Here is a 21,645-nt window from a genome sequence, read left to right as displayed (position 1 = left end):
GCCTCCCCTTCTTCCTAATCCTGTTTACTGTTTGAAAATGGAGAGAAATCAAACCTGCTTGATTATAATAATAATAACAGAGACCTCAAGGAGAGGGTGATTCTATTGGCAGTCACAATTAAAGATGTAGCAAAGATGGCAAAAGTTGCGCCTTCTACTGTTTCAAGGGTTATTGCCAACAATCCTCGCATCAGCGAGAAAACCAAGCAAAAAGTCAGAGAGGCCATGAAACAATTAGGCTACCATCCGAATTTTATTGCCCGCAGTCTTGCAAGTCAGTCAACCCGCGCAATTGGACTGATAATGCCAAGCTCCACAGATGTTGTATTTCAGAACCCATTCTTTCCAACTGTCCTTAGAGGTCTGAGTGAGGGTGCACATGAAAGGCATTATGCCCTCCATATGACAACCGGAAAAACGGATGATGAAATCTATGAAGGCGTGATCCAGATGGTACAGGGCGGCCGGGTAGATGGAGTAATTTTGCTTTATTCAAAAGTGGAGGATAAAGTCCTCGCCTTTTTAAAGGAAAGAGATTTCCCGTTTGTGGTTATAGGCAAGCCTTTTACAGATGAAGAAGAAGTCACTTACGTGGATAATAATAATTTCCGCGCTGCCAAAGAAGTAACGGAATACTTGATAAAGCTCTGCCATAAGCAAATCGCATTTGTCGGAGGGAATTTGAATTTAACCGTTACAGTTGAACGCCTGCTTGGCTATGAAAAAGCTTTAAGGGACGCTGGCATTGAACTTGTAAATGAATATATTGTTCATGAGGAGTTCTTAAAAGAAGGAGGCCAGGAGGCTGTCAGAGGCCTCATCTCCCTTAATAAACCTCCAACCGCCCTTGTGGTTGCCGACGACTTAATGGCATTAGGCGTCCTGAATACATTGGATGAATTGGGAATTAAAGTTCCGGAAGATATGTCAATCATCAGCTTTAATAACGTACTGTTAGCTGAAATGTCCAGACCGCCGCTGACTTCTGTCGATATCAACATTTTCGATTTGGGATTTGAATCTGCCAGAAGCCTCATATACAGAATTGAAAATCCCAGGGAGCCTGTAAAGCGGATTATTATTCCACATAAAATTGTAAAACGCTGTTCATGCAGCAGTCCGCTAACTGAAGATCCAGAGATAGTATCATAAAATAGGGAAGCCTGCGGCAGGCTTCCCTTTCATTTTGCTTACCCATTAACAATTGTTCCGCCGTTGACATGGATCATCTGGCCGCTCACATAAGAAGAATCATCACTGGCAAGATAGACGTAGGCAGGAGCCAATTCATAAGGCTGTCCTGCTCTGCCTATTGGGGTATTTGATCCGAATTTTGATACCTTATCGGCTGTGAATGTAGATGGAATAAGCGGTGTCCAAATAGGTCCCGGAGCCACTCCATTTACGCGAATTCCCTGTCCAGCCAGCGATTTGGCCAATGAGCGTGTGAAGGAGACTATCGCACCTTTTGTAGAAGAGTAGTCGATTAGCTGTTCGTTTCCTTCATAAGCGGTTATTGATGCAGTATTGATGATGGAGCTTCCTTTTTTCAGGTGTGGCAGTACTGCCTTTGTCAGATGGAAAAATGAAAAGATGTTGGTTCGGAATGTTTTTTCAAGCTGTTCAGCAGTGATATCAAGCAGGCTTTTTTGAGGATGCTGCTCGGCTGCATTATTCACCAGTACATCGATTTGACCAAATTTATCAAGTGTTTTGCTGACTGCATCCTTACAGAATGTTTCGCTTCCGATATCACCGGAGATCAGCAGGCATTCCTGTCCCTCAGCCTGGATGGCCTCTTTAGTCTTTTCTGCGTCTTCATGTTCTTCCAGGTAGACAATCGCGACACTGGCTCCCTCTTTGGCAAAATAAATGGCGGCTGATTTACCGATGCCGCTGTCTCCGCCTGTTATTAATACAACTTTTCCTTTTAACTTATCAGACCCTTTATAATTTGGATCAACCGTTTGGGGCTCAGGCTGCATTGGCGCCTCTGTCCCGGGCTGATGGTCCTGATGCTGAGGCGGAAATTCCTGTGGATTGTTTTGAGTATTAGACATTACTAAATCCCTCCAAATCATTAATACTCTTTTAATTCCATTTTATTATGATAAAAAAACATGGAAATTATTTGCATCGCTCTTATATAATGGATTTAAAAAGAGTGGGGAATATGAATTGCACATTCGATCAGCTGCCAAAAGTGATGCGGAAGCCATTCTCTCTCATTGCCGGAAGGCTTTTGGAGAAACAGATTTTTTAATGACCGAGGCGGATGAGTTTAATTTATCAATTGAAGAAGAAGAAGCGTGGATTGAACGGAGTATTAGATCTGGGGATCTTACTTTAGTAGCGGAAGTTGACAACGAAGTGGTTGGAATGCTGAACTTTCGGCGTTCAAAAAGCAAAAAAGTGAACCATCTGGGTTATTTCGGCATCACCATACAGGAGAAGCATTGCAACCAGGGGCTGGGAAGAAAAATGATGAAACAATTCCTGAAATGGGCGGAAGAAGAACCTGGCCTGGAAAAAATATGCCTTGAGGTTTTTGCGTATAATCAGAGGGCTATCCACCTGTACAGGCAATTCGGATTTCAGGAGGAAGGCCGTAAAGTCAGACATATAAAAAGAAAAGACGGGACCTATGCAGATGAACTAATGATGTATAAATTTGTTAAATAGCTGTAGCATGAATGGATAAACTAAACAAAAAAGCAAACGGAGTTTTCCGTTTGCTTTTTTAGCGATAGTTAACGAATTGAACATCAACTGTCAAATCTGCCTCTTTAACAGCAGCAATAATCTTCTGCAGGTCATCGCGGTTTTTGCCGGTTACACGTACCTGATCATCCTGAACCTGGCTCTTCACTTTCAATCCGCTGTTTTTAATCAGGGTATTAATCTTCTTTGCATTTTCTTTATCAATGCCCTGGACAAGCTTTGCTCTTTGGCGGACCGTTCCGCCTGATGCTCCCTCAATCTTGCTGTAATCAAGATTTTTTACAGGAATGCCCCGTTTGATTAACTTGCCTAATAAAACATCCTTAAGCTGGTCAAGCTTAAATTCATCATCAGATAGAAGCACAAGCTCCTCTTTATCCAGCTTTATATCACTTTTGCTGCCTTTAAAGTCATAGCGGGTGGAAATTTCCTTCATGGCAATATTAATGGCATTGGTTACTTCAGAAAAGTCGACTTTGGATACAATATCAAATGAGCTTTCTTTAGACATGACAGCCTCCTTGGCGATAACAATTTAAGTTTCACTTCTAGTCCTTATTATAGTAAAATATAGCAGTTCAAACAACTTTAGGAGTTATGTGATCTTTTTAGGGAAAGATTTAATATAATGAATATTTGCTGTTTATTGCTGAGAAGGAGGAAAAAAGATGGCTATAGAAGAGAATTTGGGCCGTGCTGTTAAGCTGATCGTTTCAAGGGAAGCGGCATTTGGCTATTTTTTAACGGATGGAGAGGAGGATGTTCTTCTTCATCAGAATGAGACGGATGAAAAGTTCGAAGAAGGGCAGGAGGTTGACGCTTTCCTTTATATGGACTCACAGGGAAGAATCGCAGCAACAACTGTCATTCCAGAGGTTCAGGCTGGTACATATGGATGGGCGCATGTAAGCGATGTAAAACCCGGCATCGGTGTATTTATCAATATTGGCATTCAGAAGGACATGCTCCTTGGGGAGGAGGATCTTCCTGTCCACGAAGCTGTGTGGCCGATTGAAGGAGATAGATTATACATTACACTCCGGGTAAATAAGAATAACCGAATTTATGTGAAAATGGCTACTGATCCTGTCATTACTGATATTTCAAATAAAGCAACCAAAAGTGACTTTAATAAGAATATTCACGGACATATTTATAGAACCGCAAAGGTTGGAAGCTGGATTTATACAGATGAGGGCTTTAAAGGCTTTATCCATGAATCCCAGCGAAAAAGAGAGCCCCGTCTTGGAGAAAAAGTGGAAGGCCGCATAGTTGATGTGAAAGAAGATGGGACAGTGAATGTTTCTCTTATTCCAAGAAAGCATGAAGCACTTGACGATGATTCCGAAAAAATCATCTCATATCTTGAAAGCCGAAGCGGTGCGATGCCATATGGCGATAAAAGTGCCCCGGAAGATATCCAGGAGCGTTTTCAGTTAAGCAAAGCTTCCTTTAAAAGGGCTTTGGGCCGGCTTATGAAGGAAGGCAGGATTTATCAGGAAGAGGGCTGGACATATATTAAGAAAGACTAATCAACTGCAAAAAATAATAGGCTGTTACCGTAAAGTTTGTGGCTTTGTTTATCGCTTAGTTTAATTTGCTGAGTTGATTGGAGCGGAGGGCACTTGATCCTCGAAAATGCTGACGCATTTCCTTCGTGCGGTGTTCATTCGAGGAAGCTTATTCAATGTCCTGCGGGAGGTGAGGGAAGTGTGAGACCCCGCAGGCGAAGCCGAGGAGGCTCGCATTCCTCCCCGCGGGTTCGCTGCGTGCCTGCAGCGGAAATCAACGGGTAGAATTCATAAACCAAAAACAACAATCATTGAAAAAAGAGCCAAATAATAAAACGGACAAGCCAATGCTTGCCCGTTTTATTATTAAAGGTGATCTGTTTTTTTCGAATATTGGTTTTTCCCGGCTTTGCGGTTTTTCTCGCGCATCATATTTTTTTCGTGGAGAAGCGCATTATTGTCTTTCGCTTTCTTATCATTATCGGAAGTATGCGGCATAATAAAAATACTCCTTTCATACTGATGGGTTTAGCCTTCAGGAATATAACTGAAGTACAGTCATATTGTCTGTCAGAATGAAATGGAGTATGTATCCTGTACTTTTGGTTTAAATTTGCTTAGAGAAGAATATCGCTAAAGACCCTGGGCCAGTATGAGCCCCAATTGCTGAACCAATGGATGTAATATACACTTCTTTGGCATTAAGCTCGTCCAGTATCAGCTTTTGCATTTCAAGAGCTGTGTCTTCATCATCAGCATGGCTGATGCCGACAGTCTGCATCTCAAAGGAAGTCCCATTTTGTTTCATAAGCTCAATAATGCGGCGAAGCAGCTTTTTCTTGCCGCGCAGTTTCTCGATCGGCACAAGTTTGCCATCTTCTACTGTTAAAAGAGGTTTAATATTCAAAAGTCCGCCCAGAAATGCCGAAGCTTTCGAAACACGCCCGCCTTTTGCGAGATATTCAAGATCATTTACCGTAAATAAGCTCTCGAGGTTTCGGCAGCGAAATTCGATTACTTTCCGGATGTCTTCTTTGGATGCGCCTGATTGCGCTGCAGCTGCAGCTGCCTTCACAATTAATCCATATCCCAATGAAGCAGCCTTGGAATCGATGATGGTTAATTGGAAATCGGGGTAGTTCTCTTTTACTTGCTCCAGAATCATGACAGCGGTCTGGTATGTACCCGAAAGTTCGGAGGAAAAAGCAATATATATGCCGTCTTCATTGTTTTCTGCCATTTTTTTGAACGTTTCCTCAAAAAGAAGAGGGGACACCTGAGATGTTTTAGGCATCTGGCCTTCACGTATAGCACTGTAAACATCCTTAGGTTCTATGGTGACTAAATCTTCATATTCTCCATCATTCAGTTGAACCTGTAATGGAAAAAGTGTGACGCCATGTTCTTTGTAAAAGCTTAGCGGCAAATCACACGCACTGTCAGCTAGAATTTTTACTGACATTTTCTTTCACCTGCTTTCAAACTATATGAATTAAGTTTATAGAAATCAAGGAGAAAAAACAATGAATTGTGTTGAAAATGCACCTTATTAGGGTAAAGAAACTATAAAAATTCAGGGGGTAAAATATGGTTTGGCTAGAAACTAAGAAAGTATTTATTGTGTTGATTGGCGCGATATTGAATGCAATCGCGATGAATTTTTTTCTCATACCCGCTAATGTATATGCAAGCGGTTTTACAGGAGTGGCACAGCTTCTTTCAAGCATTCTGGGTGATTTCGGATCAACAGGTATATTGCTGTTCATTCTAAATATTCCTGTTACCATATTGGCCTGGAAAAAAGTTGGCCGTTCGTTTACGATTTATAGTTTTTTAAGCGTCTTCCTGATGTCTTTCTTCCTTGAAGTGATACCTGTAATCCACGTATCAAAAGATATCCTGCTTAATGCCGTTTTTGGAGGTGTCATAGCAGCTGTAGGTGTAGGGATTACACTTAAATGGGGGGCTTCCACAGGAGGAATGGATATAATTGCGATGGTCTTGTCCCGAATGAAAGACAAGCCTGTCGGTACATATTTTTTCACTCTTAATGCCATTATTATTATAACAGCCGGTTTTTTATATGGCTGGGAAAAAGCTCTATACACTCTTGTAACCCTTTATGCTTCTACAAGGGTTATTGATGCCATCCACACCAGACATGAAAAACTTACAGCTCTGATCATCACGAAAAAATCCGAAGAAATGAAAAAAGCGATCCATGACCATCTTGTCAGGGAATAACAACTTTTCCTGCAAAGGGAGCTTTTACAAATGAAAATAAGGAAATGATGATGATTGTCATCACACGCTATGAGTTATTTGACCTTGAAAGAATCATAAAAGAAGTGGATCCGAATGCTTTTACAAATATTGTTCAAACAACTGGTGTATATGGTTTCTTCCGCAGGGATTAAATGAATGGAGGGATGAAGGATGCTTCGGCTTTTGGCTGCTGCTGTAATTTTCTTTACTATGCCTATGCAAAGTTTTGAAGCTTCTGTAAAGGAAATGCCTTTTGACTTTAATGTAATGCCTCAAGCAGGACAAGAAACACTAAAGATCGATCTGCTTCTGAGGAATAAGGCCAATTATCCGCTGAGCTTTGAGTTTGGATCCTCTCATTTTTATGAAGTGGAGATTTTCACTCAAAAAGGCGAAAAGGTATATTCCTCCTCAGAAGGAAAAGTATTTTTACAGGCTATCCAAAACATTACCATTAACCCGGATGATATCAAGGTATGGGAAGAGCAGTGGGATTACAGGCATAAAGGGAAAAGAGTTCAGGAGGGAGAGTACCTAGTAAAAGCCCGGCTGCTGGCATCAAACTTAAATGGGGAAAAGTTGGAGACAAAACCTGAATCTCAAGCATCTGTTTATATCCCGGGCCAAAATCCTTCCTTTAGCCAGGCAAAGGTTACAGGCGGGAACGGCGAATATATCATATTATTTAAAGCTCGCCCAAAAAGCGGAAAGCTATGGTATACAGTTGAAGATGGCCATAATGAGCTGCAGTCTGAAAAGTCCATAGTGGCTTCATCAAATGATTGGAAGAGCTATAGGATAAAAATAAGCATTCCTTCTGTGAACATCCCTGAAAACGGAACAGTGCTTTTGCATTTATATGAAAAAGATGTAAACGGAGATATAATAAATTCCTTTCCTGTTATCCTGGAAAGGAGGTAAAAGAGCTGGCAGCCATTGAGGCCGCCAGCTCTTTTTAGCGATACTGCGTATATTGTTCAAGCTCCTGCTGCATCTCCCGGAGCTGTGCCTGTTCAGCTGCAGTGGAGTTGGCAAATGCAGAACTTAAAGCATTTTTCGCTCGGGAAACAGTTTCTTCGCCTGCAGAATTTTTGGCTATTTCCACATATTTTCTGGCTTCCTGAAATAATCTGTTACCCATCGCTATATTCCTCCGAGGGATGATTCTTTCACATTAGCTAGTTTTTGGGCTTCCGCCTCAGCATAGGTCATGTGGTACGGGATACGCTCATCATGCTTACTAACAGTATCAGCACCCTGTTGAACGAAGCGTTTTGATTTATTACGTTTACCCATTCGAATCCCCTCCATGAAAAAGTTTGAAGCCGCAATTGGGCTGCTTCATCTTTAGTATGCTCCAAAGAAAGGATTTAAAAAGGGGATGGTTTCAAATTATTTCTTCATGGTCAGCAGCTTAAAGAGCTTTAAGATTTAATAAGTCATTTAGGTAAAGGCCGATTCCATCTTCCTCATTGGTTAATGTGACCTCTTTGGCAATATTTTTCACCTGGTCGATCGCATTGCCCATGGCAATCCCGTAGCCTGCAAATTCAAGCATTTCAAGATCATTGTCCTCATCGCCAAAAGCAATGATCCGCTCGGGTGGTATTTGGAAGTAATCAGCTGCTTTTTTGAGGCCAACAGCTTTATTCAGTCCTGTTTTCACGATTTCAATGACATGCCAGGGAGCCGCCCATCTGCGGTGGTCAATTACTTCGGCATGGACCTCGGAAAGATGATTTCTGATGGATTTTACATGTTCCTCATCAGTATGGATCAGCATGCTTGTCGGATTTTCTTTTAAGTAACTGCGCAAATCTCCCGTCGTAATATTCGGATCGCCAAAACCAAAGATGTCGAGAAGCTTCTCATCATGGTAGTGCAAATAAACATCATCAATAACTTCTGCCACGATATTATGAATAGTATAGCTATTAACGGCTTCGACAATTTCCTTTGCCACGTTCATTTGCAGTGGTGTGTGGTAAACACCCCAATTATGGTCTTTAGGATGATGTATATATGCACCATTGAAATTGACAATCGGCGTAGTCAAACCCATTTCACGATAGTAAATTTCACTCGAGCGAAATGGCCTTCCAGTGGCAATCATTACTTCATGCCCTTGTTCGCGTGCCTTTTGAATAATCATTTTAGTTTTAGCCGAGATGGTTTTGTCATCTTTTAATAATGTGCCATCAAGGTCCAATGCAATTAAATGTTTTTCTGCCATAAGATCTCCTTCTAAGCGCTCAGCACTTTTATAATAATAATGTAATTGCAGCCAGCAGACTGCAGCGCATTGCTTATAGTGAAGTATGCCCCGCTTTTGTTCTAAGTGTAAAGGTTTTGGAAAAGAAAAGTCCACATGTTAAACTGAAAATATAGAAAGAATTTACATAAGACAAGAGCTTAAGCTTTTACAAAATCATTTTATACATATATGTTATCAATATTATTATAATTTTGTAAAAAAATTCATCTTGGTACAACAGGTTTAGGAGGAAAAATTGTGGTTGTAATTGAACATAAGCTTATCAGAGAAATTCCTGTTCTTGAACTTGCCAGGCAGGAAATAAAGGGGGAACCCCTGCCTTTTATCATTTTTGTTCATGGTTTTACGAGTGCCAAAGAACTTAATCTGCATTATGCCTATCTCCTTGCAGAAAAAGGGTTTAGGGTAGTACTGCCGGACACCCTATATCATGGGGAAAGATCCGAGGGCTTATCAGGCAGCGATTTAAACTTCAAGCTTTGGGATATTGTTCTGAATACCATTGCGGAATTGAACATAATCAGGAATGTCTATGAGGATTGGAACCTGATTGATCAGGGAAGAATAGGACTTGTGGGCACCTCAATGGGGGGAATAGTCACTTTGGGCGCCCTGACACAGTATGAATGGGTCAAAACTGCAGTTAGCCTTATGGGTATTCCATATTATGAAAAGTTTGCTCAGCTTCAGCTCGATGAACTGAAGAAAAATAATATTAAGGTTCCGCTCACAAATGAAGAACTAGCAGATCTCTTGAGAATTCTTAGGGAGCGGGATCTGAGCCTTCAGCCAGAAAAGCTTGCCGGAAGGCCGCTCATGTTCTGGCATGGCAAAAAGGACCCGGTTGTTCCTTATTCCTATACATACCAATTTTATGAGACCATCCAGCCCATGTACAGAGACTCACCTGAAAACCTCCTGTTTATATCAGATGAACAGGCGGGGCATAAAGTCAGCAGGGAGGGGCTTCTTGAAACAGTTAAATGGTTTGAGGAACATTTATAACCTGTTTTTTTTCAATTCATTTAAATTTTTGTTAAGATAAAGATAGTAAATAATGAAGGAGTGCTGCAGAATGGATCAGGATTTAAAAGACAGCATTATGGGTGCACTGGAGCTTGTAGTAGACCCTGAGCTGGGGATAGACATTGTTAACTTGGGCTTGGTATATGATGTGAAAATGGAAGAGGAAGGGAAAGCTATAGTTGATATGACTCTTACTTCCATGGGCTGTCCTATGGCAGGCACAATTGTTGAACAAGTAAAGTCAGCGCTGGCAGATATCCCTGAAGTAAAAGACTCTGAAGTGAATATTGTCTGGAACCCGCCTTGGTCCAAGGACAAAATGTCCCGCTATGCAAAAATTGCACTTGGCGTACGATAAAATTTAAGCTTAAAACAGCAGGAGTATTTCCTGCTGTTTTTTTGTGCCCTTGTGAGGTAGTTCACTTATTTAACATGCCGATTACCCTATAATGACAATGGAAAGACACAATATAGTTTGCTTTACGTTGAGAAATGGCCGGGAGTGAGGCCATCAAGGAGGCATCTCTAATGGGATTTGCTAGAGACTTTAATAAAGACCCTTTTATTGTGATATGGGAATTAACAAGGGCATGCCAGCTAAAATGTCTGCATTGCCGTGCCGAAGCACAGTACAGGAGAGATCCGAGAGAACTTTCCTTTGAAGAAGGGAAGGCCCTGATTGACCAAATCAGGGAAATGAATAACCCTATGCTTGTGTTTACGGGTGGAGATCCATTAATGAGGCAGGATGTATTCGATATAGCCGAATATGCCGTGAAAAAGGGTGTTCGTGTTTCCATGACGCCCAGTGCGACACCAAATGTAACTAAGGAAGCTATTGAAAAAGCCAAACAGGTCGGCTTAGCTCGATGGGCCTTCAGCCTTGATGGGCCAAATGCAGAAATTCACGACCACTTTAGGGGGACTTCCGGTTCCTTTGATTTAACGATTGAAAGGATAAAATATCTGCACGAGCTTGAAATTCCAGTTCAGATAAATACAGTTATCTCGCGTTATAATATCGATTACCTTGAGGAGATGGCCAAGGTTGTAAATGAACTCAAATGTGTTCTTTGGAGTGTGTTCTTCCTTGTTCCAACAGGGAGAGGGCAGGAGAAGGATATGATCTCACCGGTTGAGCATGAGAAGGTTTTTACATGGCTGTATAACTTAAGCAAAAAGGTTACCTTCGATATTAAGACAACAGCTGCCCAGCATTACCGGCGAGTGGTCATTCAGCAAAAAATGAATGAAGCAAAGGGTCAAAATGAGGATATTCAATATCTCGATGCTCTTACACAGCAAGGGCTGACGGGTTCCATAGATGGTTTAGGCAGGGCGCCTAAAGGAGTCAATGACGGAAATGGCTTTGTTTTCATTTCGCACATTGGGGACGTTTATCCGAGCGGACTTTTGCCTGTTAAAGCAGGGAATGTTAGGGAACAGCCGCTCGCCGAAATATACAGGGAATCACCCATCTTTAAAGATCTCAGAAATCCTGATAAATACAAAGGGAAATGCGGCCAATGCGAATTTCGTTATGTTTGCGGAGGATCGAGATCACGTGCATTTGCCATGACAGGGGATTATATGGAAAGTGAGCCGTTTTGTGTATATATTCCTAAGGCACTTAGAAAAAAAGCAGCAAAAGCGTAAAGGAATGAAGGAGTGCATTATGACTGCACTCCTATTCAATGCTGCAGTAAACGGCAGGGCAATTTTCACAGCCTATTTCATTTTTTAAATACTGAAGATCTTTAACTGTAATTCTTCCATTCATTATTGAAATAATGTCATCCTTCTTCAGCTCGCCCAGTATCCGATTGGTGCTCTCTCTGGAGGTGCCGCAGAAATTTCCGAGTTCCTGATTCGTAAGTGGCAGATCAATGAGTATGCCGCCATCCAACTTTACGCCATAGCTGTTAGTCATTCTGATAAGAGTGGAATACAGGGCACCTTTTTTTCCATTAAGCACAAGGTCTCTGAATTTGGTCTGTGTATTGCGGAAATGGTCGCTCATCCATTTCATAAATTCATAGGCCAGAGTACTATTTTTGAAAATCTCCTTTTCCAGGACATCTTTTTTTATCACAGCTACCTCACCAGCTTCAAGAACTAAAGCATTCAATAAATATTTGGGGTCACTGGTAAATAAGGTCAGCTCACCAATGATTTCATTTTCCCCGCATAACCTGAAGGTGAGTTCCCTGCCATCTGCTGTTATCTTGCTGATTTGTATCTTGCCGGAAAGGATGATATATAGCTCATCAGCATCCATGCCTTCCTGAAAGATATAAGCCCCTTTCAGTGTTTTCATATGCCGGTCAGCGAAATGAAGAAGCTCTTTAATCTCAATGGAATGTGTCTGTTTAATGGCTGAATGAGCCATGGTAATCCTCCTTCATAAAACAGCTGTCTTTTCTCACAATAATATCATTTGTATAGTGAAAACATTGCCGGCTTTTGTGTCTTTATTGTGGCATTTTCTATAGAAATGGTTAGTCTTAACTAATAAACAGCATTTCCCTATTAACATTGCAGCGATTGTATGTTCTAATAATAAAAGCCCTTAATTTGAGATACTGGGTTATTTCTGTTATTTTAAGGGAAAGGCTAAAATATACATCTGTATAGAAAGCTTAATAAAGTCACTCTTTAAATGGAGTTGAACGAAATGGCTAAAACAATTATTAAAGATAAATTGAATAGACCTTTAAGAGACCTGCGCATATCTGTCATTGACCGCTGTAATTTCCGCTGCCAATATTGCATGCCGGCAGAAATCTTCGGTCCTGATTTTGCTTTTCTACCAAAAAGCGAGCTGCTCAGCTATGAGGAAATTGAAAGGCTGGCTAAAATTTTCGTAAGTCTTGGAGTGGAGAAGATCAGGTTAACAGGCGGAGAGCCCCTTATGAGAAGGGACATGCCTAAACTTGTTAAAATGCTTTCAGACATTGAGGGATTAAAAGATATTGGACTAACCACCAACGGTGTATTGCTTCCCAAACATGCCAAGGACTTAAAGGAAGCAGGACTGCTGAGGGTTAACATCAGTCTTGACAGTCTGGATGATGAGCTTTTCGGACAAATCAACGGACGCAATGTAGGTGTCAAACCAGTCATTAAAGGGATTGAAGCAGCAAAAGAAGCAGGACTTGGGGTGAAGATCAATATGGTCGTCAAAAAAGGCCTGAATGATTCTGAAATTGTCCCTATGGCTAAGTTCTGTAAAGATAACGGCCTACAGCTGCGCTTTATTGAATACATGGATGTCGGCAGCACGAACGGCTGGAAAATGGATGAGGTAGTAACTAAAAAAGAGATTTATGAGATCTTAAAGGAACACTATTTATTAGAGCCGGTAGATCCGGATTATTTCGGAGAGGTGGCCAAGCGGTACCGCTATAAAGGCACCGATGTGGATGTTGGGTTTATTACATCTGTTTCTGAATCCTTCTGTTCTAGCTGCACTCGTTCAAGATTGTCAGCAAACGGCCAAATTTTCACATGCCTATTTAATGGTGAAGGGCACGATTTAAAGGAATTTATGAGAAAAGGTGCTACTGACGAAGAAATTACCGATCGGATTATTAGGATTTGGAATGGCAGAAAAGACCGGTACTCAGACGAGCGGACAGAAGAAACCGCTGCAAACAGGAAAAAGATTGAAATGTCCTATATTGGAGGATGAAAAAGCATGCTCTGCTGTGTCATGAGAAATCGACATGGCGGGCAGGCTTTTTATTTTTGCCATTTGAATGCACAAAAAATCTGCAGCCGATATTGGCTGCAGAAAATGAGTATTTAAATATATCGAGGGAAAAGAATGTTATTTTCCAGATGAACATGCATGAAAGTTTGGCTTTCCAAATCTTCAAGCCGCTTATATACAAGACGGTAAGAGCCGCATGCATCAGCTGGAGGGGTAAAATCAGCTGTAATTTCCCTCAATTCCTTTAAGATTGAACCTGCATGATCATGCTCCTTCTCAAGTTCCCGGATATAGCTGATGATTTCTTCGCGATTTTCAACTTTTGGGTCTTCAAGCTTCAGCAGAAGTGGAAAAACTGATTCTTCCTCTTTGGATGTATGTTCAAGAAGCTCGTGCTTCAATTCAAAGAACAATTGATGGACTTTAAGAAGCTCCTCATGGCTTTCTCCATGAACTCTTGATACCTTTGTAACATAAGGGCTAAGGAGTGATAGTTCTTCTTCAAGAGGACGATGATATCGATTAATGACATGTTCAATAATGTCTTCAGATGTACTATCTGTCCAGACCTCTAAATCATCAGTTTGGTTTTCCTTTTGAATTACTTCATTTAGTTCGCTAATCAGGACGTCCATATCCGCTGACTGCTCTGAAACAGCACGCGCAAGCGGAATATTTCCTCCGCAGCAAAAATCAATGCGATGACGTTTAAAAACATCACTTGTCTTTGGAAATTCATTTACGATATCTTTTACTAGACGATCTTCTGTAATTTGTATAGTCATTGAATTTTCCTCCTTCTATCTTGTGAACTATCTAAAGAATAAACTATTATCCACTTCAACTTGGTGACGTGCATCACACTTGCAGGATTTTTATAAAGTTTTTTGGGTAAAACCCTGCACAGATGAATACAGAAAGTGTGATGATTGTCATGTTATGAATTTTCATGTACGTTTATAATAATTGAATTAGAAAAGCACATAGGAGCTGATATTATGCTGGAAAAAAGGACTCCCATTCCTGTTGCTGAAGCCGTAAAAAAAATCATGGCATATCAATTAAACGGAAGTGCAGAATACGTATCTATTAATGAAAGCAGCGGCCGTTTTCTGGCGGAAGATTTAAAAGCGACACATGATGTCCCTCATTTTGATCGATCACCATATGACGGTTTTGCTGTCCGTTCTGCGGATACCAGGGAAGCTTCAATGGAAAATCCCGTCATATTTGAGGTGGTGGACCACATTGGGGCGGGGCATGTGACTTCTAAAAACATTGGTCCATTCCAGGCTGTTAGAATCATGACGGGTGCGCAAATGCCTCAGGAATGTGATGCTGTTGTAATGCTTGAACTGGCAAAAGCATATGAAGAAGACGGTAAGAATTATATGTCCATAAAGCGATCCTATAAACCAGGAGACAATGTTTCCTTTAAAGGAGAAGATGCAAAAAAAGGAGATTCTTTAGTTAAAAAGGGGACAAAGATCAATCCCGGAATTCAGGCCATTCTCGCAACCTTTGGTTATGCAGAAGTGCCTGTTGCCAAAAAGCCTGTTATTGGATTATTTGCAACAGGAACTGAACTATTGGAAGTCCATGAACCGCTGGAGCCGGGAAAAATCAGAAACAGCAATGCTCATATGATTACCGCGCAAATTGAACGGGCCGGCGCGGAAGTTATTTATTATGGAAAGCTTCCTGACGAATTTGATACATGTTTTAATGCTGTGAAGGAAGCATTGAACAATGTAGATATGCTGATCACAACAGGCGGTGTATCTGTGGGCGATTTTGATTATCTGCCGGGCATTTATGAAAAGCTTGAGGCTGAGGTGCTTTTCAATAAAGTGGCCATGAGGCCAGGCAGTGTGACGACTGTTGCTCAGCATGAGGGAAAGCTTCTGTTTGGACTTTCGGGAAATCCTTCTGCCTGCTATGTCGGGTTTGAACTTTTTACCAGACCAGTCATCCGAAAAATGCTGTTCGCTGAGAAACCGCATTTAAGGAAAGAAACTGCTGAACTGGTGGCAGAATTTCCAAAAGCAAACCCATTTACACGATTTGTCAGGACGTCTGTAAGTTATTCGTCAGGACGACTGGTGGCAGCACCAAGCGGAGTGGATAAATCAAACATTGTGATGAGTCTAGCCGGTGCGAATTCGCTAATGATTCTGCCAGGTGGAACCAGAGGATATGGCAAGGGGGACACCGTTGAAGTGCTATTGCTTGAGGACCATGAAGGAAGCGAATGGCCATGGTAAAGGAACCTGTTATCCTTCAGGTATCCGGCTATCAAAACAGCGGAAAAACAACGTTGATAAATAAATTAATTTCCGGATTAAAAGAGAATGGGCTTTCTGTCATTACCATTAAACACCATGGTCATGGCGGCAAACCTGAAACTCCAGAAGGCAAGGATTCCACAAGCCATATTGAATCAGGAGCTGAAGCTTCACTTGTAGAAGGGGGAGGCAGACTGCTATTGCATGCTGAAAAGAATAGCTGGAGCCTGGAGGAGCAGGTAAGGATTGTGCTGCAGCTGCAGCCGGACGTCGTGCTTATTGAGGGTCATAAAAAGGCATCATATTCTAAGGTTCTCTTGCTAAGAAGTAATGAAGATATGCATCTTTTGAAGGAATTGACAAATATATGTGCAGTGATCAGCTGGGATGATAACGTAATAAAACCAAACGATCTAAATTTTGAAGCGCCGTTTTTCAGCATTGGTGACCCCAAAGGGCCTGAGTGGATCGTTGAGTATTTAGCGAGCGAAAGAATGAAATAAAGATTAAAGCAGAACAGTCCAATTTTATTGTGGGCTGTTTTTAATATCTTCAAATTTGAACGTTTTGTGGCGTTGCGTGTATCAGTGATAATCTTCACTTTATATTTACCGGGAAGATTATATATTATAGGCAGAAAGCAGCGGGGAGGTATTATAGATGAAGTTATTTATGCCAAAACAGCATGGTGCCTGGGCAATGCTGATTCTGCCATTTTGGCTCGGAGCAGCTGCATCTGATATTATTTGGTCTCATATCCCGTTTTTTTTAGGATGGATATTACTATATCTGGCCACTTATCCGGGCCTTCTGCTATTTAAAAGAAAAAGGATGGCTTTATATTCTAAATGGACAGCTATTTATCTGGTCCCGGCTATTTTACTCCTTTTAGTTCCTTTACTGGAAAGGCCATCGATTATCATTTTCGGACTTCTTTTGGTTCCTTTTTTTATTATTAATGCGCTCTATTCTTCCAAAAACAGAGATAGAGCATTGGGCAACGACTTTAGTGCCATTTGTGCATTTTCAATAGCAGGCCTTGCGAGCAGCTACTTGCCGCATGGGGAAATTTCACCGATGGCCTGGACAGTGTTTGCAGCATCTATATTATTTTTTGCAGGAAGCACCTTCTATGTAAAATCAATGATCAGGGAAAAGAAAAATGGTTCTTTTAAATGGGTTTCGTGGATCTTTCATACTGCGGTACCGATACTTTGGCTGCTGGCGGGCGGATGGATTGTATCTGCTGCGTTTCTTCCAAGCCTTTTCAGGTCCATTGCATTTTATGGGAAGTCATTTACACCTAAAAAAATTGGCGTTTATGAAATTGCTAATGCCTCCATATTCTTCTTAATGTTATTATTTGCAATACACACTTAGAACCGGCCTGAAGAGGCCGGTTTTTTCAATTTATCAAGAAATGCTGAAAATTAATATTAGAAATCTTAAAAACTTCAGTAAAATAGGTTGCAATTTTTCAATCCAGTTTCTATAATAAGAGAAACATAAATTCATAAATATGTATATAAATGATTAAATATACAATTAGTGTGAAAGGAGCAACTATGAACGTTTCAATAATCGGAACAACCGGATATGGGGGGGCTGAATTGCTCCGTATCCTCAAGCAGCATCCGGAATTTAACATCAAATCGATTCATTCTACCAAAGAAGACATCCCCATTTGGAATGAATATCCGCATCTATATGGATTATTAGACGAAAATTTACAGGGAATAGATTCAGATCAAATCGCTGGCCAGTCTGATATTGTTTTTCTGGCTACACCATCCGGGATATCGGGAAAACTTGCTGAAGATTTTTCAGGTAAAGACGTTAAGGTAATTGACCTATCCGGTGACCTTCGAATTCCGGCTCAAGCCTATCAGGAGTGGTATAAGCATGCTCCTGCAAACGAATCTCTCGTAGAAAAAGCAGTATATGGTCTCCCTGAATGGCACCGGAGAAAAATAGCCTCCGCAGAAATCATATCTAATCCTGGGTGCTATCCAACAGCTGCTCTGCTAAGTCTTGCACCTGTTGTAAATGAAAATTTAATAAAACCAGATAGTGTTGTCATAGATGCAAAATCCGGAGTGTCCGGGGCAGGAAGGGCGCTTTCGAGAACAACAAGCTATGCGGAAGCAAATGAAAACCTGCGGGTTTATAAGGTAAACCAGCATCAGCATACACCGGAAATCGAACAGCAGCTGATGAAATGGAATTCCGAAATGAAGCCGATCACCTTCACGACCCATCTTCTTCCGATAACACGGGGCATTATGACAACCAGTTATGTTCAGCTGACCAAGGAATGCACTTCTTCTCAAATTCTTGAACTTTATCAATCAGTCTATGAAAACCAGCCATTTGTCCGGATTCGTCCGGAAAATACCTTCCCTTCTGTAAAAGAGGTTGCAGGCTCTAACTTTTGCGACATAGGTATCCATATGGACTCCAGAACGGGCAGACTGACAATCGTTTCAGTGATTGATAATTTAATGAAAGGTGCTGCCGGGCAGGCTGTGCAAAATGCCAATATAATGAGCGGATGTGATGAAACAGCGGGTCTCGGATTTGTTCCGCTCTATCCATAAGGAGGAAAGATAAATGCAATTAGTATCTCAAGCTGAAGTAGCTGAACTGCCCGCCGGGAGCATCATCACACCGAAAGGCTTTACAGCAGCGGGTGTTCATGCAGGGCTGCGCTATTCCAAAAAGGATTTAGGGATTATTTTAAGCGATATTCCTGCACATTGTGCAGCAGTCTATACAACCAGCCATTTTCAGGCGGCCCCTCTAAAAGTTACACAGGAAAGCATTGCAGCGGATGGACTCATACAGGCAGTCATTGTCAATAGTGCATGTGCCAATGCCTGTACAGGGGAACAGGGTCTAAAAGATGCTTATCAAATGAGAAAATCAGCTGCAGATAAATTCAATTTAAAGGAACAGCATGTGGCGGTTGCCTCTACCGGTGTCATTGGCGAGTATATGCAGATGGATAAGATAGAAGAGGGCATAAAGATGCTGAAGCCCGGCAATGAGGCATTACACTCAGACGATTTTCAAACAGCCATATTAACAACAGATTTAGTGATGAAGAAGTGCTGCTATTCTGCAGTTATTGATGGAAAAACAGTCACGATGGGAGGGTCTGCTAAGGGTTCAGGAATGATTCATCCCAATATGGCAACCATGCTTGCGTTTATCACAACGGATGCTAATATAGCCAGCTCTGATTTGCAATTTGCTTTAAAACAGGTTACCGATCGAACGTTCAATCAGATAACCGTTGATGGGGATACCTCAACAAATGATATGGTAATGGTAATGGCCAATGGAGCCAGCGGTACCAATAAACTTTCGCCGGATCATCCAGATTGGGATGTATTTGTACAGATGCTTTCCAAAACTAGTGAAAGTCTTGCCAAACAGATCGCAAAAGATGGTGAGGGAGCAACAAAGCTGATCGAGGTGGAGGTATCGGGGACAAAAACCGATGACGATGCAAGAATGATCGCTAAACAGATTGTCGGCTCAAACCTTGTAAAGACTGCTATATATGGAGCAGATGCCAATTGGGGCAGAATTATCGGGGCAATCGGACAGGGCCAGCCGGCTATTGATCCATCTTCGGTAGATATTTCAATCGGACCTATAGTCATGCTGAAAAATAGTGTTCCTTTGACATTTTCTGAAGAAGTAGCAAAAGAGTACTTATCCAATGCTGCCATTCAGATTACTGTGGATCTTCATCAGGGAGCTGGCATAGGTAAGGCCTGGGGATGTGACTTATCCTATGATTATGTCAAAATCAATGCAAGCTACCGTACCTGAGGGGGATGCCATTTGAAAAGTATAGTCATTAAATGCGGCGGCAGTGTTATGGAAGAACTGGGAAAAGATTTTTTTGATAGTGTTTTATTGTTGAAGAATGAAGGATACCAGATTGTTTTTGTTCATGGAGGCGGCCCGGCAATTAACAGCATGCTGGAACTTTATAATATACCTCATGAATTTGTCAATGGGCTAAGAAAGACGACTCCGGAAGTTCTGGGGGTAGCAGAGATGGTCTTGTCGGGACAATCAAACCGCAAACTTACCTCAATGATCGAACTGCATGGTTTGAGAGGTTTTGGCGTAAATGGCAGTGATGCAGGATTACTAAAAGCAGAATGCATCAATCAGGATGAGCTTGGACTGGTTGGAGAAATAACGGCTGTTAATCCGTCGTTACTGGAAATGTTATTTAACGAAGACCTGGTCCCTGTCATTACTCCTATTGCAGCTTCAGAAGGCGGCACGAAACTGAATATCAATGCCGACTATGCTGCGGCAGCCGTTGCCAATGCCATTAAAGCTGAACAGTGCATTTTTGTAACGGATGTAAAAGGAATTTTCATTGACGGCAGCCTCGCTCCCCAGCTTGACGCGGATGAAATTGAACAGCATATTAACGATAAAAAAATTACAGGCGGGATGATTCCAAAAGTTACATCTGCCTTGAGCTTAATCAGCAAAGGACTAAAAAGCGTAATGATTGTATCAGGTAAAGAAAAGTTTTATAAGGATGGCATATGGATCGGGACGAACGTTTCTGCCAAGAAGGGGGTCTTAAATTGAGTAACCTATTTCCTACGTATGCCCGGTGGGAAGTCGAGCCGGAAAAAGCAGAAGGAAGTTATCTTTTTGATAAAAGCGGGAAGCGCTATTTGGACTTCACCTCAGGAATCGGAGTCTGCAATCTGGGCCACCGTCCAGCAAGTGTCCAACAATCTATTAACGAACAGCTGAATAAATTCTGGCATGTTTCCAATTTGTTCATACAGGGTCAGCAGGAGAATGCAGCAAAGACTCTCTCTGAAGCTGCGGGCATGGACCTTGTATTCTTTGCCAACAGTGGAGCAGAAGCAAATGAAGCAGCTATCAAACTAGCCAGAAAAGCTTCGGGACGGGAAAAAATCATTACTTTTCAGCAATCATTCCACGGGAGGACCTTCGCCACTATGGCTGCAACAGGACAGGATAAAATAAAAAACGGCTATGGTTCCATGCTGGAAACATTTAAATATGTTCCTTTTAATGATATTAATGCATTAAAGAATGATATGGATTTGGAAACAGCCGCTGTAATGCTGGAAATTGTCCAGGGTGAAGGCGGGATTCACATTGGGAATCAGGAGTTTCTTGCAGAAACAGAGAAGCTTTGCAAAGAATATGGTGCGCTGCTGATAGTAGATGAAATTCAGACCGGCATTGGCAGGACTGGGAAAGCCTTTGGATTTCAGCATTTTGGCCTTGAGCCCGATATCGTAACCGCAGCTAAAGGTCTGGGAAGCGGAATGCCAATAGGCGCTGTAATCGGAAGAAAAGCATTAGAAGGGGTGTTTGGACCAGGAAGCCATGGATCAACATTTGGCGGGAACCCGATCAGCATTGCTGCAGCTATTGCTACAATGAAGACAGTCTTTAATGATGATTTTTTACAAGGCGTTCAGGAGAAAAGTGCCTATCTTGTTGACAAATTGTCAGAAGCGCTAAAACAGATCGCAGCTGTTAAAGAGATTCGCCAACTTGGTTTGATGGTCGGTATTGAATCAGATATCCCTCTTCCCTCTTTGTTAAAGGAATTAAGAGACAAGGGCTTGCTGGTATTGCCTGCAGGGGAAAATGTTTTGAGGCTGCTGCCTCCTTTGACAGCATCCAAATCTGAAATAGATGAAGCGGTACAAATTCTGCAATCCACCCTAAAGGAATTTTCAAAATCAGCTGTGTAAGCTGTATTATTTTTCACATAGATGAATAAAAATTAACAAAGTTATATAAATATACAAATTGCTTCGAGGT

24 protein-coding genes and 1 pseudogene are annotated in these 21,645 nt (G+C 41.6%); 16 read left to right on the top strand and 9 right to left on the bottom strand.

Annotated features, from left to right (window positions below; translation table 11 throughout):
- The first annotated feature begins 105 nt into the window (after positions 1 to 105).
- The gene (locus tag LLY41_RS17100; protein WP_304585945.1) at positions 106 to 1,152 is read left to right on the top strand and encodes a LacI family DNA-binding transcriptional regulator; all 1,047 of its coding nucleotides are present in this window, start codon (positions 106 to 108) and stop codon (positions 1,150 to 1,152) included.
- 38 nt (positions 1,153 to 1,190) lie between these two features.
- On the opposite strand, the gene LLY41_RS17095 is transcribed toward LLY41_RS17100, so the two are convergent.
- A complete protein-coding gene (locus LLY41_RS17095) occupies positions 1,191 to 2,060 on the bottom strand; it encodes an SDR family oxidoreductase (protein ID WP_095243880.1) in 870 nt (289 codons plus the stop codon).
- 118 nt (positions 2,061 to 2,178) lie between these two features.
- Between LLY41_RS17095 and LLY41_RS17090 the strand changes: the two genes are divergently transcribed.
- Positions 2,179 to 2,682 carry a GNAT family N-acetyltransferase gene (locus LLY41_RS17090; protein WP_095243881.1) on the top strand — a complete coding sequence of 168 codons (504 nt, stop codon included), beginning with the start codon at positions 2,179 to 2,181 and terminating at the stop codon, positions 2,680 to 2,682.
- 58 nt (positions 2,683 to 2,740) lie between these two features.
- Here the strand turns inward: LLY41_RS17090 and LLY41_RS17085 are convergent, their stop codons facing one another.
- Positions 2,741 to 3,232 carry a YajQ family cyclic di-GMP-binding protein gene (locus LLY41_RS17085; protein WP_035327116.1) on the bottom strand — a complete coding sequence of 164 codons (492 nt, stop codon included), beginning with the start codon at positions 3,230 to 3,232 and terminating at the stop codon, positions 2,741 to 2,743.
- A gap of 157 nt (positions 3,233 to 3,389) precedes the next feature.
- Between LLY41_RS17085 and LLY41_RS17080 the strand changes: the two genes are divergently transcribed.
- Positions 3,390 to 4,253, top strand: a complete 864-nt coding sequence (locus LLY41_RS17080) for a CvfB family protein (RefSeq protein ID WP_304585944.1) — start codon at positions 3,390 to 3,392, stop codon at positions 4,251 to 4,253.
- Positions 4,254 to 4,598: 345 nt separating this feature from the next.
- Here LLY41_RS17080 and LLY41_RS17075 read toward each other — a convergent pair whose 3' ends face one another.
- On the bottom strand, positions 4,599 to 4,730 hold the full coding sequence (locus LLY41_RS17075; RefSeq protein WP_009331260.1) for a DUF3941 domain-containing protein: 132 nt from the start codon (positions 4,728 to 4,730) through the stop codon (positions 4,599 to 4,601).
- A gap of 109 nt (positions 4,731 to 4,839) precedes the next feature.
- The gene (locus tag LLY41_RS17070; RefSeq protein ID WP_304585943.1) at positions 4,840 to 5,694 is read right to left on the bottom strand and encodes a DegV family protein; all 855 of its coding nucleotides are present in this window, start codon (positions 5,692 to 5,694) and stop codon (positions 4,840 to 4,842) included.
- Between the two features lie 125 nt (positions 5,695 to 5,819).
- Here LLY41_RS17070 and LLY41_RS17065 point away from each other — a divergent pair.
- A pseudogene (locus LLY41_RS17065) lies at positions 5,820 to 6,649 on the top strand (YitT family protein).
- Positions 6,650 to 6,668: 19 nt separating this feature from the next.
- Positions 6,669 to 7,418 (top strand): BsuPI-related putative proteinase inhibitor, encoded by a 750-nt coding sequence (locus tag LLY41_RS17060; RefSeq protein ID WP_304585942.1) that lies wholly within the window; start codon positions 6,669 to 6,671, stop codon positions 7,416 to 7,418.
- A 34-nt stretch (positions 7,419 to 7,452) separates the two neighbouring features.
- On the opposite strand, the gene LLY41_RS17055 is transcribed toward LLY41_RS17060, so the two are convergent.
- The 3 genes from LLY41_RS17055 to LLY41_RS17045 all read right to left on the bottom strand — a co-directional run bounded on the left by LLY41_RS17055 (position 7,453) and on the right by LLY41_RS17045 (position 8,730).
- Entirely contained in the window at positions 7,453 to 7,638 is a 186-nt protein-coding gene (locus LLY41_RS17055; RefSeq protein WP_304585941.1) for a DUF3813 domain-containing protein, read from the bottom strand.
- A 2-nt stretch (positions 7,639 to 7,640) separates the two neighbouring features.
- On the bottom strand, positions 7,641 to 7,793 hold the full coding sequence (locus LLY41_RS17050) for a hypothetical protein (RefSeq protein WP_174750431.1): 153 nt from the start codon (positions 7,791 to 7,793) through the stop codon (positions 7,641 to 7,643).
- A gap of 118 nt (positions 7,794 to 7,911) precedes the next feature.
- Positions 7,912 to 8,730: a Cof-type HAD-IIB family hydrolase gene (locus tag LLY41_RS17045; protein WP_095243889.1), complete on the bottom strand. Its 819-nt coding sequence runs from the start codon at positions 8,728 to 8,730 to the stop codon at positions 7,912 to 7,914.
- 279 nt (positions 8,731 to 9,009) lie between these two features.
- On the opposite strand from LLY41_RS17045, the gene LLY41_RS17040 reads away from it, so the two are divergent.
- The 3 genes from LLY41_RS17040 (at position 9,010) to LLY41_RS17030 (ending at position 11,454) form a co-directional block, all read left to right on the top strand.
- The gene (locus LLY41_RS17040; protein WP_304585940.1) at positions 9,010 to 9,777 is read left to right on the top strand and encodes an alpha/beta fold hydrolase; all 768 of its coding nucleotides are present in this window, start codon (positions 9,010 to 9,012) and stop codon (positions 9,775 to 9,777) included.
- 70 nt (positions 9,778 to 9,847) lie between these two features.
- Positions 9,848 to 10,156: a metal-sulfur cluster assembly factor gene (locus tag LLY41_RS17035; protein ID WP_304585939.1), complete on the top strand. Its 309-nt coding sequence runs from the start codon at positions 9,848 to 9,850 to the stop codon at positions 10,154 to 10,156.
- A 170-nt stretch (positions 10,157 to 10,326) separates the two neighbouring features.
- Positions 10,327 to 11,454: a TIGR04053 family radical SAM/SPASM domain-containing protein gene (locus tag LLY41_RS17030; protein ID WP_095243892.1), complete on the top strand. Its 1,128-nt coding sequence runs from the start codon at positions 10,327 to 10,329 to the stop codon at positions 11,452 to 11,454.
- A 31-nt stretch (positions 11,455 to 11,485) separates the two neighbouring features.
- Here the strand turns inward: LLY41_RS17030 and LLY41_RS17025 are convergent, their stop codons facing one another.
- Entirely contained in the window at positions 11,486 to 12,187 is a 702-nt protein-coding gene (locus LLY41_RS17025; protein WP_095243893.1) for a Crp/Fnr family transcriptional regulator, read from the bottom strand.
- Positions 12,188 to 12,472: 285 nt separating this feature from the next.
- On the opposite strand from LLY41_RS17025, the gene moaA reads away from it, so the two are divergent.
- Positions 12,473 to 13,489, top strand: a complete 1,017-nt coding sequence (moaA, locus tag LLY41_RS17020; protein ID WP_304585938.1) for a GTP 3',8-cyclase MoaA — start codon at positions 12,473 to 12,475, stop codon at positions 13,487 to 13,489.
- A 113-nt stretch (positions 13,490 to 13,602) separates the two neighbouring features.
- Here the strand turns inward: moaA and ric are convergent, their stop codons facing one another.
- Positions 13,603 to 14,295: an iron-sulfur cluster repair di-iron protein gene (gene ric / locus LLY41_RS17015; RefSeq protein WP_304585937.1), complete on the bottom strand. Its 693-nt coding sequence runs from the start codon at positions 14,293 to 14,295 to the stop codon at positions 13,603 to 13,605.
- 213 nt (positions 14,296 to 14,508) lie between these two features.
- On the opposite strand from ric, the gene LLY41_RS17010 reads away from it, so the two are divergent.
- From LLY41_RS17010 to LLY41_RS16980, 7 genes are all read left to right on the top strand, one after another.
- Entirely contained in the window at positions 14,509 to 15,774 is a 1,266-nt protein-coding gene (locus LLY41_RS17010; RefSeq protein ID WP_304585936.1) for a molybdopterin molybdotransferase MoeA, read from the top strand.
- On the top strand, positions 15,762 to 16,298 hold the full coding sequence (gene mobB / locus LLY41_RS17005; protein ID WP_304585935.1) for a molybdopterin-guanine dinucleotide biosynthesis protein B: 537 nt from the start codon (positions 15,762 to 15,764) through the stop codon (positions 16,296 to 16,298). The genes LLY41_RS17010 and mobB overlap by 13 nt, the downstream gene beginning before the upstream one ends.
- A gap of 157 nt (positions 16,299 to 16,455) precedes the next feature.
- Positions 16,456 to 17,175, top strand: a complete 720-nt coding sequence (locus LLY41_RS17000) for a YwiC-like family protein (protein ID WP_304585934.1) — start codon at positions 16,456 to 16,458, stop codon at positions 17,173 to 17,175.
- 185 nt (positions 17,176 to 17,360) lie between these two features.
- Positions 17,361 to 18,392 (top strand): N-acetyl-gamma-glutamyl-phosphate reductase, encoded by a 1,032-nt coding sequence (gene argC, locus LLY41_RS16995; RefSeq protein ID WP_304585933.1) that lies wholly within the window; start codon positions 17,361 to 17,363, stop codon positions 18,390 to 18,392.
- A 13-nt stretch (positions 18,393 to 18,405) separates the two neighbouring features.
- Complete coding sequence (gene argJ / locus LLY41_RS16990) at positions 18,406 to 19,635, top strand: bifunctional ornithine acetyltransferase/N-acetylglutamate synthase (protein WP_304585932.1); 1,230 nt, start codon at positions 18,406 to 18,408, stop codon at positions 19,633 to 19,635.
- Between the two features lie 12 nt (positions 19,636 to 19,647).
- Complete coding sequence (gene argB / locus LLY41_RS16985) at positions 19,648 to 20,421, top strand: acetylglutamate kinase (RefSeq protein WP_304585931.1); 774 nt, start codon at positions 19,648 to 19,650, stop codon at positions 20,419 to 20,421.
- On the top strand, positions 20,418 to 21,575 hold the full coding sequence (locus LLY41_RS16980; protein ID WP_304585930.1) for an acetylornithine transaminase: 1,158 nt from the start codon (positions 20,418 to 20,420) through the stop codon (positions 21,573 to 21,575). Before argB ends, LLY41_RS16980 begins: the two co-directional genes overlap by 4 nt.
- Positions 21,576 to 21,645: the final 70 nt, after the last annotated feature.

This window comes from Cytobacillus firmus (assembly GCF_023612095.1).
Lineage (GTDB): Bacteria > Bacillota > Bacilli > Bacillales > Cytobacillaceae > Cytobacillus.
This window is presented reverse-complemented; position numbering and strand designations above follow the sequence as displayed.

Bases quoted from the DNA above. Each gene is read 5' to 3' on its own strand.
- LLY41_RS17095 (WP_095243880.1), bottom strand. From the start codon at position 2,060: ATGTCTAATACTCAAAACAATCCACAGGAATTTCCGCCTCAGCATCAG.
- LLY41_RS17085 (WP_035327116.1), bottom strand. From the start codon at position 3,232: ATGTCTAAAGAAAGCTCATTTGATATTGTATCCAAAGTCGACTTTTCT.
- LLY41_RS17080 (WP_304585944.1), top strand. From the start codon at position 3,390: ATGGCTATAGAAGAGAATTTGGGCCGTGCTGTTAAGCTGATCGTTTCA.
- LLY41_RS17075 (WP_009331260.1), bottom strand. From the start codon at position 4,730: ATGCCGCATACTTCCGATAATGATAAGAAAGCGAAAGACAATAATGCG.
- LLY41_RS17070 (WP_304585943.1), bottom strand. From the start codon at position 5,694: ATGTCAGTAAAAATTCTAGCTGACAGTGCGTGTGATTTGCCGCTAAGC.
- LLY41_RS17060 (WP_304585942.1), top strand. From the start codon at position 6,669: ATGCTTCGGCTTTTGGCTGCTGCTGTAATTTTCTTTACTATGCCTATG.
- LLY41_RS17055 (WP_304585941.1), bottom strand. From the start codon at position 7,638: ATGGGTAACAGATTATTTCAGGAAGCCAGAAAATATGTGGAAATAGCC.
- LLY41_RS17050 (WP_174750431.1), bottom strand. From the start codon at position 7,793: ATGGGTAAACGTAATAAATCAAAACGCTTCGTTCAACAGGGTGCTGAT.
- LLY41_RS17045 (WP_095243889.1), bottom strand. From the start codon at position 8,730: ATGGCAGAAAAACATTTAATTGCATTGGACCTTGATGGCACATTATTA.
- LLY41_RS17035 (WP_304585939.1), top strand. From the start codon at position 9,848: ATGGATCAGGATTTAAAAGACAGCATTATGGGTGCACTGGAGCTTGTA.
- LLY41_RS17030 (WP_095243892.1), top strand. From the start codon at position 10,327: ATGGGATTTGCTAGAGACTTTAATAAAGACCCTTTTATTGTGATATGG.
- LLY41_RS17025 (WP_095243893.1), bottom strand. From the start codon at position 12,187: ATGGCTCATTCAGCCATTAAACAGACACATTCCATTGAGATTAAAGAG.
- moaA (WP_304585938.1), top strand. From the start codon at position 12,473: ATGGCTAAAACAATTATTAAAGATAAATTGAATAGACCTTTAAGAGAC.
- ric (WP_304585937.1), bottom strand. From the start codon at position 14,295: ATGACTATACAAATTACAGAAGATCGTCTAGTAAAAGATATCGTAAAT.
- LLY41_RS17010 (WP_304585936.1), top strand. From the start codon at position 14,509: ATGCTGGAAAAAAGGACTCCCATTCCTGTTGCTGAAGCCGTAAAAAAA.
- mobB (WP_304585935.1), top strand. From the start codon at position 15,762: ATGGCCATGGTAAAGGAACCTGTTATCCTTCAGGTATCCGGCTATCAA.
- LLY41_RS17000 (WP_304585934.1), top strand. From the start codon at position 16,456: ATGAAGTTATTTATGCCAAAACAGCATGGTGCCTGGGCAATGCTGATT.
- argC (WP_304585933.1), top strand. From the start codon at position 17,361: ATGAACGTTTCAATAATCGGAACAACCGGATATGGGGGGGCTGAATTG.
- argJ (WP_304585932.1), top strand. From the start codon at position 18,406: ATGCAATTAGTATCTCAAGCTGAAGTAGCTGAACTGCCCGCCGGGAGC.